Source organism: Dokdonella fugitiva (genome assembly GCF_014138265.1).
Lineage (GTDB): Bacteria > Pseudomonadota > Gammaproteobacteria > Xanthomonadales > Rhodanobacteraceae > Dokdonella_A > Dokdonella_A fugitiva_A.
Window position 1 is genome coordinate 163,461 of the sequence record NZ_JACGXL010000003.1, and the last position, 12,949, is coordinate 176,409.

A 12,949-nucleotide genomic window follows, 5' to 3' on the forward strand; every position below is an offset into this window, starting at 1 on the left:
ACCGGAAGATGCGTCCGCGCAGCCTGCGCACAAGAGCCGGCTGCCACGCCGCGCTCAATCGAGTCGCACGACCTCGCTGGCGTCGACGGCGGCGAGCAGGTCACGCACCCGGCCCGCGCCGGCGACGACGAAGTCGGGCGCGACCTGCGCGAGCGGAACGAGCACGAACGCGCGTCGCGCGATCTGCGGGTGCGGCAGCACGAGGCCGGGTTCGTCGATACGCAGGTCGCCGCAGGCGAGCAGGTCGAGGTCGAGCGTGCGCGGACCCCAGCGCGTGCCGTCGCGGACGCGCCCGTAGCGCCGCTCGATCGCCAGCAGCGCCTGCAGAAGCTCGCGCGGCGGCAGGTACGTATCGAGTTCGGCGACCGCATTGACGAACGCGGGCTGCTCGGTCACGCCCCACGGCGCGCTGCGATACGACGGGGAGCGCGCCACCAGGTGGGTTGACGCGAGAGCGGCGAGTTCATCGAATGCGCGTTCGACCTGGCGGCGTGGATCGCCGAGATTGCTGCCGAGCCCGACGAAGGCGCGACGCGCGACGCGCGCCTCAGTCACCGGCGTCGACGACGGAGGCCACACCCGCCTTCTTGCGCCGGCGCCGGCGCGGACGCTTGCGCTTCGTCGCGGCGGGCGCTTCGCTGCTGCTCGCCGGCGGCGGCGCCGCGGCGAGGCGCTCGGCGAGCTGGTTATGGTCGAGCTGCTGCGCCTCGGTCCACCATCTGGCGAGCTCGGCGAGTTCGGGTGATTCGTCGGCGCGCAGCACGAGGAAATCGTAGGCGGCGCGGAAACGCGGGTGCTCGAGCAGGCGGAACGCGCGCTTCTTCGTGCGCTGCGCGAAGCGCGGCTGCATCGCCCAGATTTCCTCGACCGCGATCGTGAAACGCCGCGGCACGGCGACGCGCTGCGCCTGCTCGCGCAGCACGCGTTCGGTCGCGTGGGACCAGGCCGCGCCGGCGTCGGCACCGCCTTCGATCGCCGCGTGCGCCGCGCGTCGCACCGGCTCCCACAGCAACGCGGCGAACAGGAACGCGGGAGTGACCGGCTTGTCTTCGCGCACGCGGGCGTCGGTGTTGGCGAGCGTCTGCTCGACCAGGCGGCGGAACGCCGCCGCGTCGCCCTGCGCGAGCACGCGCGCGGTCGCGGGGAACACGTGCTCGAGCAGGCCGTGCTGTTCGAGCGAACGGAAGCTCGCGAGGCCGTGGCCGCTGAGGAACAGCTTGAGCGATTCGTCGAACAGGCGCGCCGGCGGCGCTTCCGCGAGCAGCGAGCCGAGCGCGGCGAACGGCGCGGCGGTGGCCGGTTCGATCGTGAACCCGAGCTTCGCGGCGAGGCGGGCGGCACGCAGCATGCGCACCGGATCCTCGCGGTAGCGCTGCTCCGGATCGCCGATCAGGCGCAGCACGCGATGCTGCAGGTCCTCCATGCCACCGACCGAATCGAGCACGCTGAAATCGGAGATGTCGTAATAGAGCGCGTTGACCGTGAAGTCGCGGCGCACCGCGTCCTCCTCGATCGTGCCGTAGACGTTGTCGCGCACGAGCCGTCCGTCGACGAGGTGGCGGTCGCCGCTGCCGTCGTCGCTGCTGCCGCGGAACGTCGCCACTTCGACGATCTCGCGGCCGAACACGACGTGGGCGAGGCGGAAGCGCCGGCCTATCAGGCGGCAGTTGCGGAACAGCGCGCGCACCTGTTCCGGCGTCGCGTCGGTGGCGATGTCGAAATCCTTCGGGTGGCCGCCGAGCAGCAGGTCGCGCACGGCGCCGCCGACGAGGCAGGCGCGATGTCCCGCCTCGTGCAGGCGATACAGCACGCGCAGCGCGCCGGCCGAGATGCTCTTGCGCGAAATCGCGTGCTCAGCGCGCGGGATGATGCGGAACGAGCCGGGGATGGGCGCTTCCTGTACGATTCGTTCCGACGTCATCCGCTGCTTCTGCTCCGGTGGTTTGCCGCACGTTACCGATTCGTTATACTACGCAGCTCGGCAATTCCCAACACGCTCCCTTCGTCTAGTGGTCTAGGACACCGCCCTCTCAAGGCGGGAACACGAGTTCGAACCTCGTAGGGAGCGCCATTTGCTTGTGCGATCGTCCTTGATCGCTGCCTGACCAGACGCCTCAGACTCATTGCCGCGTTTTCGACGATCCAGTCCAGAGCGGCCGTCCATGATGGTTCCTTTTTGCGATCATCCCTGGTCGCGGCTCGGAAGCGAACGCCCTCCGTCGGCAGCGTCTTCGGGCATCGGGTCCAGAGCGGCCATCCATGGCCGCACTCCTCAGGACCGCCGCTTTGAGTGAGTCGACTCGGGGGCTCGTATTTCGCCTGCGCTTGCGCATCCTGTAGGAGCAGCTTCGGCCGCGATGCTTTCGGCCGCGCGATACGCGATCGCGCGCAACGGACCCGTGCGCCCAGCTCCTGAAACCACGACTACGACGACGGCTGTTCCGTGCGAGGCATGACCGCCGCGGCGCGCTCACTTACAATGCGTGTCTCGCCCACGGATTCGACCTTCCCATGCCTTTCGTCGTCATCGAGAACTGCATCAAGTGCAAGTACACCGACTGCGTCGAGGTCTGCCCGGTCGACTGTTTCCACGAAGGGCCGAACTTCCTCGTGATCGACCCCGAGGAGTGCATCGACTGCACCTTGTGCGAACCGGAGTGCCCGGCGAAAGCAATATATCCCGAGGACGACGTGCCGGCGGGCCAGGAAAGCTTCATCGCGCTCAATGCCGAACTCGCGAAGGCGTGGCCGGTGCTCACCGAACGCAAGGACGCGCCGGCCGACGCGAAGGAATGGGACGGCAAGCCGGGCAAGCTGCCGCTGCTCGAGCGCTGATCGGGCTTCCGTTGCGAGCCCGGCTCCCGCCGGGCATGCGCCCGGCAGGCGGCGATCACGCAAGGCTCAGGAGAGGCGCTCGCGCAGGGTCTGCAGCAGTGCGCGCGCGGCATCGCGCGACGCTTCGTCGTCCGCGCCTTCGACGCTGACGCGGCTGCCCGAGCCTTCCGCCGCGACCCGCACGGTCAGCTGCACGCGCGCCGTCGTCTTGTTGCCGGCACGACCGAGCGTGATTGCGCGCTTGAACCAGCCCGGCTTGGTCGTCGTCGTGCCGGTCGTCTCGACCGTGTAGGTGTAGCCCGATTCGTCGCGATTGACGATCGTCGCGGCGCCGGAGCGCTCGAGCGCGAGGCCGACGCGCGACCACGTGTTCGCGACCGCGTCGGAAACCGTCAGGCCATTGCCGCTCAGCAGCGCGCCCGGAACGCCCGCGACGACCGGCGGCGGCGCCGTCGCGCCCGCATCGATACCGGCGCTTGCCGGCGCAGCGCCTGGCGCCGGCGTGGCCGCCCGCGCGCCCGCCGCGGGCACGGTCAGCGCGCCGGCGCTGTTCGGCGTGTCGAGGTCGGGCGGCACTTCCAGCGGTCGCGACTCGACCGCGGTCTTGTATTCGTCGTTCTTGCGCTCGAAATGACGGTGCAGGAAGCCGCAGCCGCCGAGCAGCGACGCCGAAACCAGCACCGCCAGCAACGTACAGATGTTCCGTCTCACAGATAGCGTCCCGTCGTCAGTGATCCGCCTAGTCTACCCGACTGCGGGGGCGGCCTCGACCAGTCCCAGTTCAGCCAGGACGCGATCGGCGTCCGCCCGCAAGGCCGCCGAAAGCTCGGTCAGCGGGAGCCGCGGCGTCGCCGAACCGAGGCCGAGCCGCGACAGGCACCACTTGAGAGGGATCGGATTCGGCTCGAGTCCTAGCGCGTCGTAGAGCGGCTGCAGGCGGCGATCCAGCTCGCCCGCGACCGCCTCGTCGCCGCGCGCACAGGCCGCGCACATCGCCGCGAACAGCGCCGGTGCGACGTTCGCGGCGACCGAGATCACGCCATCGGCACCGGCCAGCTGCGCGCGGGCGCAGGTCGGGTCGTCGCCCGACAGGATGCTGAACGACGGTGTGCGCAACGCGAGCAGTTCGCGCATACGCGCCGCGTCGCCGACGGCTTCCTTGATGCCGGCGATGTTGCCGTGCCCGGCGAGGCGCGCGACGGTCTCGGGCCGCAGGTCGCACGCGGTGCGGCTCGGCACGTTGTAGAGCACGACCGGCACGCGCGCGCGATCGGCCACTTCGCTGAAGTGGCGGAACATGCCGTCCTGCGTCGGCCGCACATAGGCGGGCGCGACGACGAGCGCATAGTCGACGCCCGCGTCGGCGGCGCGCTGCGTCTGCGCAATCGTCTTGTGGGTCGAGGACAGGCCGCTGCCCGCCAGCACGGGCACGCGTCCGGCGACGCGCGCGACCGCGAATGCGATCAGGCGCGAATACTCCTCGTCGTCGAGCGCCGCGGCCTCGCCGGTCGAACCGGCGACGACGAGCGCACGCGTGCCGCCGGCGAGCTGCTGGTCGACGAGTCGACCGTACGCGTCGAGATCGAGCGCGCCGTCGCCCGCCCGGAACGGCGTCGCGAGTGCGCAGATGCTGCCTGAAAGAGCCACGCCGGAACCTGCCTGCGGATCGGAATCGCTCGATGGTACGAGGGAAGCTTCGCGCAAGTCCATGCGCGGGCGCGGGCAATTCCGGGCATTCACGGGGCACGCGCGGCTGGCGCGCCGCGTCCGCTTGCGACCCCCGGGGTGCGCAAGTATTCTGCGGCGGAGCGCATCTCCGGCCGGTGCGGCGGGCAGGACATGGGAACCGTGAAGCAGGCAGGAAGGCAGGCCCCGGGCGACGCCACGCGACCCGCTTCGAACGAGAACTACCTCCTCATCAGCGCCTTCGGTACTCCCGCGCATTCGCCGCTCGTCGCTCTCAGCAAGCGCATCTCCGAATGCGGCTGCAACCTCGCCGAAGCGCGCGTCTCCACGCTCGGCAACGAACTCAGCGTGCTCGCGCTCGCGCAGGGCGCATGGGACGCGATCGCCAAGCTCGAGAACGCGCTCGCCCGGCTCGACCGCGACGGCGAGCTGCGCCTGGCCCATTTCCGCACGAGCGCGCGCCAGCCGCAGGCGAACCTGCTGCCGTACGTGGTCGAGGTGGTCGCCGCCGACAAGACCGGCGTGCTGTTCCAGCTCGCCGAATTCTTCGAACGCCAGAACATCACGATCGAGCAACTGCATTCGACGCGCTACCGCGCGATGCAGACCGGCGCGGACATGTTCTCGGCGCAGATCACCATCGGCATCCCGAACACGATGCACATCGCCGCGCTGCGCGACGATTTCCTCGAGTTCTGCGACGGCCTCAACCTCGACGCGATCATGGACCCGATGAAGTTCTGACCATGCCCGACATCGGCAAGAAAGTTCCGAAACTCAAGGGCGTCCTGCACGACGGCAGCACGCTCGCCCTCGCCGACCTGCGTGGCCAGGCCGTGGCCGTGTACTTCTACCCGAAGGACAACACACCCGGCTGCACCAACGAGGCGCACGGCTTCCGCGACCTCTACAAGCAGTTCCGCAAGGCCGGCTGCGAGATCGTCGGCGTGTCGCGCGATTCCACCGCCTCGCACGCGAAGTTCCGCCAGAAGCACGCGTTGCCGTTCCCGCTCGTCGCCGACACCGACGAGGCCTGGTGCAACGCGTTCGGCGTGCTCGGCGAGAAGACGCTGTACGGGCGCAAGTTCGTCGGCGTCATCCGCAGCACCTTCCTCGTCGACGCCGAAGGCACGCTGGTCGCGGAGTGGCGCAACGTGCGCGTGCCCGGCCACGCCGCCGCCGTACTGGAGCGCGCCACCCAGCTGTGACCGTCATCTCGCCCTGCTATATCCCGACCGGGAACTTCGAGAGTCCGCCCCGCCGGCGGATGTTCGAATCGGCGAGCCGACCTCCGCACCGACGCCCCCGCCGCGATCCGTCCGGATCGCGCCGCGCGCCGTCTCCGACGTTCCCGCACGAACCGCGCGCGTGCCTGCGCGTGCGCGGCCCTTACTTCCCGCACGAGGCTCCCGCATGACTCGAGGCAAGCGCATCTACGTACTCGACACCAACGTGCTCATGCATGACCCGACGTCGCTGTTCCGCTTCGAGGAACACGACGTGTTCATCCCGATGACGGTGCTCGAGGAACTGGATGCCGCGAAGAAAGGCACCTCGGAGACATCGCGCAACGCGCGCCAGGTCAGCCGCTTCCTCAACGAGCTGATGGTCGCCGGCAACGGCCACCCGATCGAGGACGGCGTCGAGCTGCGCCTGCCGCAGGGCTTGCAGCTCGATCGCAAGCCGAAGGCCGGTCGCCTGTACTTCCAGACCAACGCGCACGTCGCGGTCGACAAGCGCTCGACGCGCACGATGCCCGACAACCTCATCCTCGCCGCGGTCGTCGGCCTGCGCGAGGCGCGCCCGCGCGAACCGGTCGTGCTGGTGTCGAAGGACATCAACCTGCGCATCAAGGCGAAGATCTACGGCATCACCGCGGAGGACTACGAGAACGACCGCGCGCTCGACGACTTCAGCCTGCTCTACAACGGCCTCGCCGAATTGCCGGAGAACTTCTGGGACCGCCACGGCGAACTGCGCTCGTGGTCGGAACGCGGCCGCACGTTCTACGAAGTGAAGCGACGCAAGGACGAGGACTGGCATCCGAACCAGAACCTGTTCCTGCCCGGCGAGGACGAGGTCGAACTGCGCGTGCTGCGCCTGGAAGGCCAGAAGGCAGTGCTGCAGATCGTCGACGACTACCGCATCGGCGCGTCGCATTCGGTGTGGGGCATCCAGGCGCGCAACCGCGAGCAGAACTTCGCGCTCAATGCGCTGATGGATCCGGAAATCGACTTCGTCACCCTGCTCGGCACCGCGGGCACCGGCAAGACCCTGCTCGCGCTCGCCGCCGGCCTCGCCCAGGTCATGGACCAGCAGCGCTACCGCGAGATCATCATGACGCGCGCGACCGTCTCGGTCGGCGAGGACATCGGCTTCCTGCCCGGTACCGAGGAAGAGAAGATGACGCCGTGGATGGGCGCGCTCACGGACAACCTCGAAGTGCTGACCAATCCGCAGGAAGGCGGCGCATGGGGCCGCGCGGCGACCAACGACCTGCTCGCCTCGCGCATCAAGATCCGCTCGATGAACTTCATGCGCGGCCGTACCTTCCTCAGCCGCTACGTGATCATCGACGAGGCGCAGAACCTCACGCCGAAGCAGATGAAGACGCTCATCACCCGCGCGGGTCCGGGCAGCAAGATCATCTGCCTCGGCAACGTCGAGCAGATCGACACGCCGTACCTCACCGAGACGACGTCGGGCCTCACCTACGCGGTCGACCGCTTCAAGGACTGGGAGCACAGCGCGCACATCACGCTGCGCCGCGGCGAGCGCTCGCGCCTCGCGGACTACGCGTCAGAGGTGCTCTGAGGAGTCGCGGAACGGTTTCCGGATCACGCGCCTCGCGTCGATCGACGCGAGGCGTTCCGCGGCGCGGACTGCACTACGCTCGAACCCGTCGCGCAAGATCGCGTCGTCGATGTCGGTCGCGAAGGTAAGCCGACGTTCGTCGCGTTGGCACCGTCGAGCGCACCCACCATCGAGTGCCCCTCCCTTTGACAAGGCGGGCCGCAGCGGGTCGCCGCTTCGACATTGCCTTCGAACCGCGCGACGCACCCGCCAAAGCCCGACGCGCGCGAATGCGGGCGTCGGGCGGAACGACGGGACTGCGTGCGCTCAGAAGCGCGTCGACCAGAGTGCCTCGAATTCGAAGCGGCCCGCCGTCGCGTCCTGGCGCGAAACGTAGGTCGGCATGAGCAGGAAATACGGCGAGGTCGCATAGCTCGCGGAGAAGCTCACGCTGGCGGCATCGCCGAACGGACGCGCCCAGGCGAGCGAGTACATGCCCTTCGCGGTCGCGGACGAAAGCGCGTTCTCGAGCAGGCGCGAGGTCGGCACCGGCTGCTGGCGCGTCGTGTAACGCATCTGCAGGTTGCCGAGATCCGCGTCGTGCAGGGTCCAGCCGAGGCTGTAGACGTCGAGGTCGCGCCAGGCGAACACCGGGCTCGAACTGTCGCCGAGCAGCGCGAGGAAGCGCGTCGGCAGGTTCGAGCTCGTGAACGGCTTGATCGCGCTGTACTGCACGCGCTGCACGCCCGCATCGATCGAAAGATCCGGCGTCAACGAATAACTGAGGGTCGCCAGCGCGCTCGCGGGAATATCGAAATCCGCCGCATCGGCGAACACGCCGCGATAGTTCGAGAACGCATCCATGCCGACGCGCGACTGGTAACCGAACGTCCAGCGCAGGCGCTCGCCGATCACGTTGCCGACGTCGATGCGCGCACCGGCACCGTAGGAACTGTCGCGCTGCCAGCTCGGCAGGGCGCGCCAGCCGTCGGTCGTGGTACCGAGGCCGAAGCTCGCGAAGCGCTGGTAGGCGAGCACGCCGGTCAGGCGCAGGCTGCCGGTTTCGCCCCAGTTCGTCGCGAGCGAAGGCGCGACCACCGTGCGCTGCAGACCGGACGACGGCACGGTGAGGTTCTGCGGCTGCATCGCGGGCAGCACCGCCGGCGTATCGGATACGTTGCCGGTCGCGACGGAAATCGAAAGGCGCGCAGGTGCTTTCGCGCGCGCCTCGAACAGCGGAGCGCGTGCGACTTCGCCGGAGTAGTTGTCGAGCACGTCCGGTGCGACCAGCGCCTGCGGCTGCAACGCCCACGAGAACTGCGGCGTGATGCTCGCGAGCGCGTAGTCGTGCCAGCGCGTCAGCGCCGAACTGCTCGCCGAAGGCGAGGCGAGTTCGTCCGTCGACCGCCCTTCGAGGGGAGCGGCCTGCGCGATCATCGAAAAAAATGGAAGCGCCAGCCCTGTGCCCAGCGCTCCCATCCATCTCCCTGCGATAGCTGTTGCGCGCTGCATCGCCCTGCTGCGATCGTGGAAAAGGTTGTGGTGTAATCCCCGCGATATCGTTTGCGAAAACGCAACAGTTGTCAAGCGCGGAACGGCGGCGTTTACACCGTAAACCATTATGAAACCGGCGCTTTCGGCGCATCATTGTGACGCAGTCGAGGCTTCCGCCGGCGTCTCGAAAACACAACAGCGAATGCGTCCATGCCCAGTCCCCACGTACCGACCGCCCTCACCATCGCCGGCTCCGACTCCGGTGGCGGTGCAGGCATCCAGGCCGACCTGCGTACGTTCGCCGCGTTCGGCGTGCACGGCACCAGTGCGATCACCGCCCTGACCGCGCAGAACACCCGGGGCGTGGACGCGATCCATACCGCGCCGACCGCGTTCCTGCGTGCACAGATCGAGGCGGTGCTGGGCGACTTCCGCGTCGGCGCGGCCAAGCTCGGCATGCTCGCGACGCCGGCGATCGCCCAGGCGGTCGCCGGCGTGCTGGCGACGCGGCCACGACTGCCGGTCGTGCTCGACCCGGTGCTCGTCGCGACGACCGGCGCACGGCTCGGCACGCAGGCGCTCGTCGCAGGCCTGCGTCGCCGGTTGCTGCCGCTCGCGACGCTCGTGACGCCGAACATTCCCGAAGCGGAAGCACTGCTCGGCCACCGCATCGCATCGCGCGACGCCATGCCGGGCGCGGCCCGCGCGCTGCGCGACGCGGGCGCGCGCGCGGTGCTGCTCAAGGGCGGGCACCTGCGCGGCAGCGAGGTTTCGGACCTGCTGCTCACCGCGGACGGCGAGCACTGGTTCCACCAGCGCCGGCGGCGTGGTGAATTCCACGGCACCGGCTGTTCGCTCTCGGCCGCGGTCGCGGCCGGTCTCGCACTCGGGCGACCGCTCGAGGACGCGGTCGAAGCGGCCATCCATTTCGTGCAGCAGGCGATCATCGCGGGCTACCGCCCGGGCAAGGGCGCGCTGCTCGTGCTCGATCATCTCGCGGCCGCGCCGTGACCGGCGCGGGCGGCGCAGGGATCAGCCGAGGCGTTCGATGATCGCGTCGGCGAACGTCGCCGTGGTGCCGCTGCCGCCGAGGTCCGGCGTGACGCGGTCGCGCGCTTCGAGCGTCGCGCGGATCGCGTGGCGCAGGCGGTCGGCTTCGTCGGTGCGCGCGAGGTGGTCGAGCATCTGGGCGGCACCGAGCAGCAGCGCGCACGGATTGGCGATGCCCTTGCCGGCGATGTCCGGGGCGGAGCCGTGCACGGCCTCGAAGATCGCGGCGTCGGCGCCGATGTTCGCGCCCGGCGCGAGGCCGAGGCCGCCGACGAGGCCGGCGCAGAGGTCGGAGATGATGTCGCCGAACAGGTTCGTCGTGACGATGACGTCGAACTGCTCCGGCTTCATGACCAGCTGCATGCAGCAGTTGTCGACGATGAGTTCGTTGCAGGCGATGTCCGGATACTGCGCGGCGACTTCGCGCGCGACCTTGAGGAACAGGCCGGACGTCGACTTGAGGATGTTCGCCTTGTGCACGACGGTGACCTTCTTGCGGCCGTTGCGCCGCGCGAGGTCGAACGCGTAGCGCACGATGCGCTCGGAACCCTTGCGCGTGACCTTCTGCACGAGCGTCGCGGTCGCGCCGTCTTCGGACACCTGCTGGCCCTCGCCCGCGTATGCGCCTTCGGTGTTCTCGCGCACGGTGATGAGGTCGACGTTCTCGGGGAAACGCGACCGCGTGTTGGGGAACGAAATCGCCGGGCGTACGTTCGCGTAGAGGTCGAACTTGCGGCGCAACAGCACGTTGATCGAGCTGAAGCCTTCGCCGACCGGCGTCGTAAGCGGGCTCTTCAGCGCGATGCGGTGCTTGGCGATCGCGTCGAGCGTCGCCTGCGGCAGCAGTTCGCCATCCTTCTCGTACGCGGCGAGGCCGGCTTCGACGAAGTCGTACTGCAGGCCGAGCTTCATCGCATCGAGCACGCGCAGGGTCGCGTCCATGATCTCCGGGCCGATGCCGTCGCCGCGGATCACAGCAATGGTGTTGTTCATCGAGTCAAACTCCGTGCGGCGCGCCGGGGCACGCCGGTCGTGACACGCCGCCGCGACGCGGCCACGCGGCCGCCGCTGGTCCGGCAAGGTGGGAATGGCGACAGGACGCCGCGCGAAAAAACCTTATGCGACAAGACGATCGCCGCGTCCGAGGCTTGCCTCGACCGGCGCAGTCGCGCATTATCCGCGAATGCCCCTGCACCGCACAAGAAAGCGCTTCCCCGCGTCGTGGCTCGCTGCGCGCGTGGCTCTGCTTTCGCTCGGCCTCGGCGCGGCGGGAACGGCCGGCGCGCTCGGCGTGCGCGTGGAATCGTCGGTGAAGGACGGCAGGCCGCACCTCCAGATCGGCATCCTCGGCCAGGCGCCGGCCAACTGCAAGCCGTCGGTCGACCATGTGACGATCGATCGGCAGGACATCGCCGTCACGCTGCACAGCCCTAAGACCGGTTGCTGGGCGAATCATGCCTCCGCCTACGTGTTGCACGTCGATCCCGCCGCCGCGGGTGCCGCGATGGCGTTCGGCAACGTCTATCGCGTCAGCGTGTTCTCCGATGCCGGCGACACGCCCGGCCTCGTCGCGTTCCGCGTGCTCGATGCGAACGCCGACCCGAACGCGATCGCGACGAACGCCGTGCAACCGGAGAACGGCTTCTGGTGGTCGGAAGGCGCGGTGGAGACGGGGCCTGCTTCGCGCAGCACCGGCATGAGCCTGGAAGCACAGGGCGACCAGCTCGCCGTGAGCGTGTTCGGCTTCGGTGATACCGGCAGCCCGCTCTGGTACTTCGGCAGTGCGCGCCAGCAAGGCCGCATCGCGGTCGTGCCGCTGCTCGAATTGCGCAACGGTGATCCGCTGTTCTCGCCGACCGGGAGCCGCCCGAGCGCGATCGACGGCCTGCGCCTGGAACTCGAATTCATTTCGCCGGCGCGCGCGCGCGCCTGGCTCGTGCGCAGCGACGATCGCCGCGACATCGCGGTACGCGCGTTCACGCTCGCGCGTTCGACCTTCTCGAAGATCGACGCACGTGTCGACTGGAACGGGCGCTGGGTGCTCGTCGGCGACGACGCGACGGGCCTGCGCGAGTTCGAGTTCGCCGCGCCGACCCGGCAGGACGCCGACACGTTGCGCTTCTACGATGCGGGCGGTGCCACGCTCGAATGCCGCGCGAACGCGGCCGCATCGACACCCGACCTGTGCACCCTGTCGAACGGCGCGTCGCCGATCGCCGAGTTCAACCAGATCGGACTCGACCGCCTCGACGGCCGCGACGCGAACGGCGCCCGCGTACGCCTGATGCGCGTCTCACGCCCCTGAGGCGTCGCCGCCGGCGGATCCCTTCGCGGTCATCTGGTCGAGGAAATCGACCGCGCGACGCAGGTGCGGGATCACGATCGAACCGCCGACGACGAGGCCGACGCTGAACACCTCGAAGAACTCGTCCTCGTCGACGCCAGCCTCGAGGCATTGCGCGACGTGATAGCTGATGCAGTCGTCGCAGCGCAGCACCAGCGACGCAACGAGGCCGAGCATCTCCTTGGTCTTCACGTCGAGCGCGCCGGCCTTGTAGGTCTGCGTATCGAGCGCGAAGAAGCGGCGGATCACCTGATTGTCCTGGCCCAGGATGCGCTCGTTCATGCGCTGGCGGAACTGGGTGAAATCGCGGATGCGATCACTCATGCGTCGGCCTCCGTCAGTTCGCGCAGCCGCCCGGAACGTTCCGCGGCAACGAGGTCGTCGAAGCCGCCGACGTGTTCGCCGTTGACGAAGATCTGCGGCACGGTGCGCCGCCCCGCGCTGCGCGTGAGCATCTCCTCGCGCCGCGACGGCTCCATGTCCACGCGGACCTCCTCGTAGGGCAGCCCGCGCTGCTTCAGGAACTGCTTGGCCGCCACGCAGTAGGGGCAGATGGCGGTGGTGTAGATCTCGACTCGGTTCATGCCGCACGCGTCCGTAAACCCGGCGCAAGATTGGGGCGCATGGCGTCCGCTTGCAAGGGTGGCGGGGGCCGTGGCATGAATGCCGCCTGAGTGTCGGCGTCGTCGCGGCGGCGGCCGGCGCGGCGGCGGTGGCGACGGGAACATGCGCGCGCTAATGTGGTCG

Annotated in this window: 14 protein-coding genes and 1 tRNA gene; 7 read left to right on the forward strand and 8 right to left on the reverse strand. The window is 69.1% G+C overall.

The annotated features are described in order from the left end of the window. Nucleotides 1-54: 54 nt before the first annotated feature. Both folK and pcnB read right to left on the reverse strand, forming a co-directional pair. Nucleotides 55-555: a 2-amino-4-hydroxy-6-hydroxymethyldihydropteridine diphosphokinase gene (gene folK, locus FHW12_RS11115; RefSeq protein ID WP_182531102.1), complete on the reverse strand. Its 501-nt coding sequence runs from the start codon at nt 553-555 to the stop codon at nt 55-57. Continuing rightward, nucleotides 548-1,921 carry a polynucleotide adenylyltransferase PcnB gene (pcnB, locus tag FHW12_RS11120; RefSeq protein WP_182531103.1) on the reverse strand — a complete coding sequence of 458 codons (1,374 nt, stop codon included), beginning with the start codon at nt 1,919-1,921 and terminating at the stop codon, nt 548-550. Before pcnB ends, folK begins: the two co-directional genes overlap by 8 nt. Nucleotides 1,922-1,995: 74 nt before the next feature. Here pcnB and FHW12_RS11125 point away from each other — a divergent pair. Next, nucleotides 1,996-2,071: transfer RNA gene (locus FHW12_RS11125), tRNA-Glu, on the forward strand. A 440-nt stretch (nt 2,072-2,511) separates the two neighbouring features. Then, the gene (fdxA, locus tag FHW12_RS11130) at nt 2,512-2,835 is read left to right on the forward strand and encodes a ferredoxin FdxA (RefSeq protein ID WP_182531104.1); all 324 of its coding nucleotides are present in this window, start codon (nt 2,512-2,514) and stop codon (nt 2,833-2,835) included. 66 nt (nt 2,836-2,901) lie between these two features. Here fdxA and FHW12_RS11135 read toward each other — a convergent pair whose 3' ends face one another. Both FHW12_RS11135 and dapA read right to left on the reverse strand, forming a co-directional pair. Then, a complete protein-coding gene (locus FHW12_RS11135) occupies nt 2,902-3,525 on the reverse strand; it encodes a hypothetical protein (protein WP_182531105.1) in 624 nt (207 codons plus the stop codon). 54 nt (nt 3,526-3,579) lie between these two features. Continuing rightward, complete coding sequence (dapA, locus tag FHW12_RS11140; RefSeq protein ID WP_182531106.1) at nt 3,580-4,482, reverse strand: 4-hydroxy-tetrahydrodipicolinate synthase; 903 nt, start codon at nt 4,480-4,482, stop codon at nt 3,580-3,582. 192 nt (nt 4,483-4,674) lie between these two features. Between dapA and FHW12_RS11145 the strand changes: the two genes are divergently transcribed. The 3 genes from FHW12_RS11145 (at nt 4,675) to FHW12_RS11155 (ending at nt 7,335) form a co-directional block, all read left to right on the forward strand. Next, entirely contained in the window at nt 4,675-5,265 is a 591-nt protein-coding gene (locus FHW12_RS11145) for a glycine cleavage system protein R (RefSeq protein WP_182531107.1), read from the forward strand. Nucleotides 5,266-5,267: 2 nt separating this feature from the next. Further along, nucleotides 5,268-5,729, forward strand: a complete 462-nt coding sequence (locus FHW12_RS11150; protein ID WP_182531108.1) for a peroxiredoxin — start codon at nt 5,268-5,270, stop codon at nt 5,727-5,729. A 205-nt stretch (nt 5,730-5,934) separates the two neighbouring features. Then, nucleotides 5,935-7,335, forward strand: coding sequence for a PhoH family protein (locus tag FHW12_RS11155; protein WP_182531109.1), 1,401 nt, complete (start codon nt 5,935-5,937; stop codon nt 7,333-7,335). 306 nt (nt 7,336-7,641) lie between these two features. Here FHW12_RS11155 and FHW12_RS11160 read toward each other — a convergent pair whose 3' ends face one another. After that, nucleotides 7,642-8,751: a hypothetical protein gene (locus FHW12_RS11160; protein WP_182531110.1), complete on the reverse strand. Its 1,110-nt coding sequence runs from the start codon at nt 8,749-8,751 to the stop codon at nt 7,642-7,644. Between the two features lie 267 nt (nt 8,752-9,018). On the opposite strand from FHW12_RS11160, the gene thiD reads away from it, so the two are divergent. After that, entirely contained in the window at nt 9,019-9,819 is an 801-nt protein-coding gene (thiD, locus tag FHW12_RS11165; protein WP_182531111.1) for a bifunctional hydroxymethylpyrimidine kinase/phosphomethylpyrimidine kinase, read from the forward strand. Between the two features lie 21 nt (nt 9,820-9,840). Here thiD and FHW12_RS11170 read toward each other — a convergent pair whose 3' ends face one another. Beyond that, nucleotides 9,841-10,851, reverse strand: coding sequence for an isocitrate dehydrogenase (locus FHW12_RS11170; protein ID WP_182531112.1), 1,011 nt, complete (start codon nt 10,849-10,851; stop codon nt 9,841-9,843). A 244-nt stretch (nt 10,852-11,095) separates the two neighbouring features. Between FHW12_RS11170 and FHW12_RS11175 the strand changes: the two genes are divergently transcribed. Further along, the gene (locus FHW12_RS11175) at nt 11,096-12,163 is read left to right on the forward strand and encodes a hypothetical protein (RefSeq protein WP_182531113.1); all 1,068 of its coding nucleotides are present in this window, start codon (nt 11,096-11,098) and stop codon (nt 12,161-12,163) included. Here the strand turns inward: FHW12_RS11175 and FHW12_RS11180 are convergent. Together FHW12_RS11180 and grxC are read right to left on the reverse strand one after the other, a co-directional pair. Further along, nucleotides 12,152-12,526, reverse strand: coding sequence for a carboxymuconolactone decarboxylase family protein (locus FHW12_RS11180; protein WP_182531114.1), 375 nt, complete (start codon nt 12,524-12,526; stop codon nt 12,152-12,154). The genes FHW12_RS11175 and FHW12_RS11180 overlap by 12 nt on opposite strands. Beyond that, complete coding sequence (gene grxC, locus FHW12_RS11185; protein ID WP_182531115.1) at nt 12,523-12,786, reverse strand: glutaredoxin 3; 264 nt, start codon at nt 12,784-12,786, stop codon at nt 12,523-12,525. Before grxC ends, FHW12_RS11180 begins: the two co-directional genes overlap by 4 nt. Between the last annotated feature and the right edge of the window lie 163 nt (nt 12,787-12,949).

Coding starts and splice junctions, on each gene's coding strand:
- FHW12_RS11160 (WP_182531110.1), bottom strand. CDS start 8,751: ATGATCGCGCAGGCCGCTCCCCTCGAAGGGCGGTCGACGGACGAACTC.
- fdxA (WP_182531104.1), top strand. CDS start 2,512: ATGCCTTTCGTCGTCATCGAGAACTGCATCAAGTGCAAGTACACCGAC.
- FHW12_RS11145 (WP_182531107.1), top strand. CDS start 4,675: ATGGGAACCGTGAAGCAGGCAGGAAGGCAGGCCCCGGGCGACGCCACG.
- FHW12_RS11155 (WP_182531109.1), top strand. CDS start 5,935: ATGACTCGAGGCAAGCGCATCTACGTACTCGACACCAACGTGCTCATG.
- grxC (WP_182531115.1), bottom strand. CDS start 12,786: ATGAACCGAGTCGAGATCTACACCACCGCCATCTGCCCCTACTGCGTG.
- FHW12_RS11170 (WP_182531112.1), bottom strand. CDS start 10,851: ATGAACAACACCATTGCTGTGATCCGCGGCGACGGCATCGGCCCGGAG.
- FHW12_RS11150 (WP_182531108.1), top strand. CDS start 5,268: ATGCCCGACATCGGCAAGAAAGTTCCGAAACTCAAGGGCGTCCTGCAC.
- pcnB (WP_182531103.1), bottom strand. CDS start 1,921: ATGACGTCGGAACGAATCGTACAGGAAGCGCCCATCCCCGGCTCGTTC.
- FHW12_RS11180 (WP_182531114.1), bottom strand. CDS start 12,526: ATGAGTGATCGCATCCGCGATTTCACCCAGTTCCGCCAGCGCATGAAC.
- thiD (WP_182531111.1), top strand. CDS start 9,019: ATGCCCAGTCCCCACGTACCGACCGCCCTCACCATCGCCGGCTCCGAC.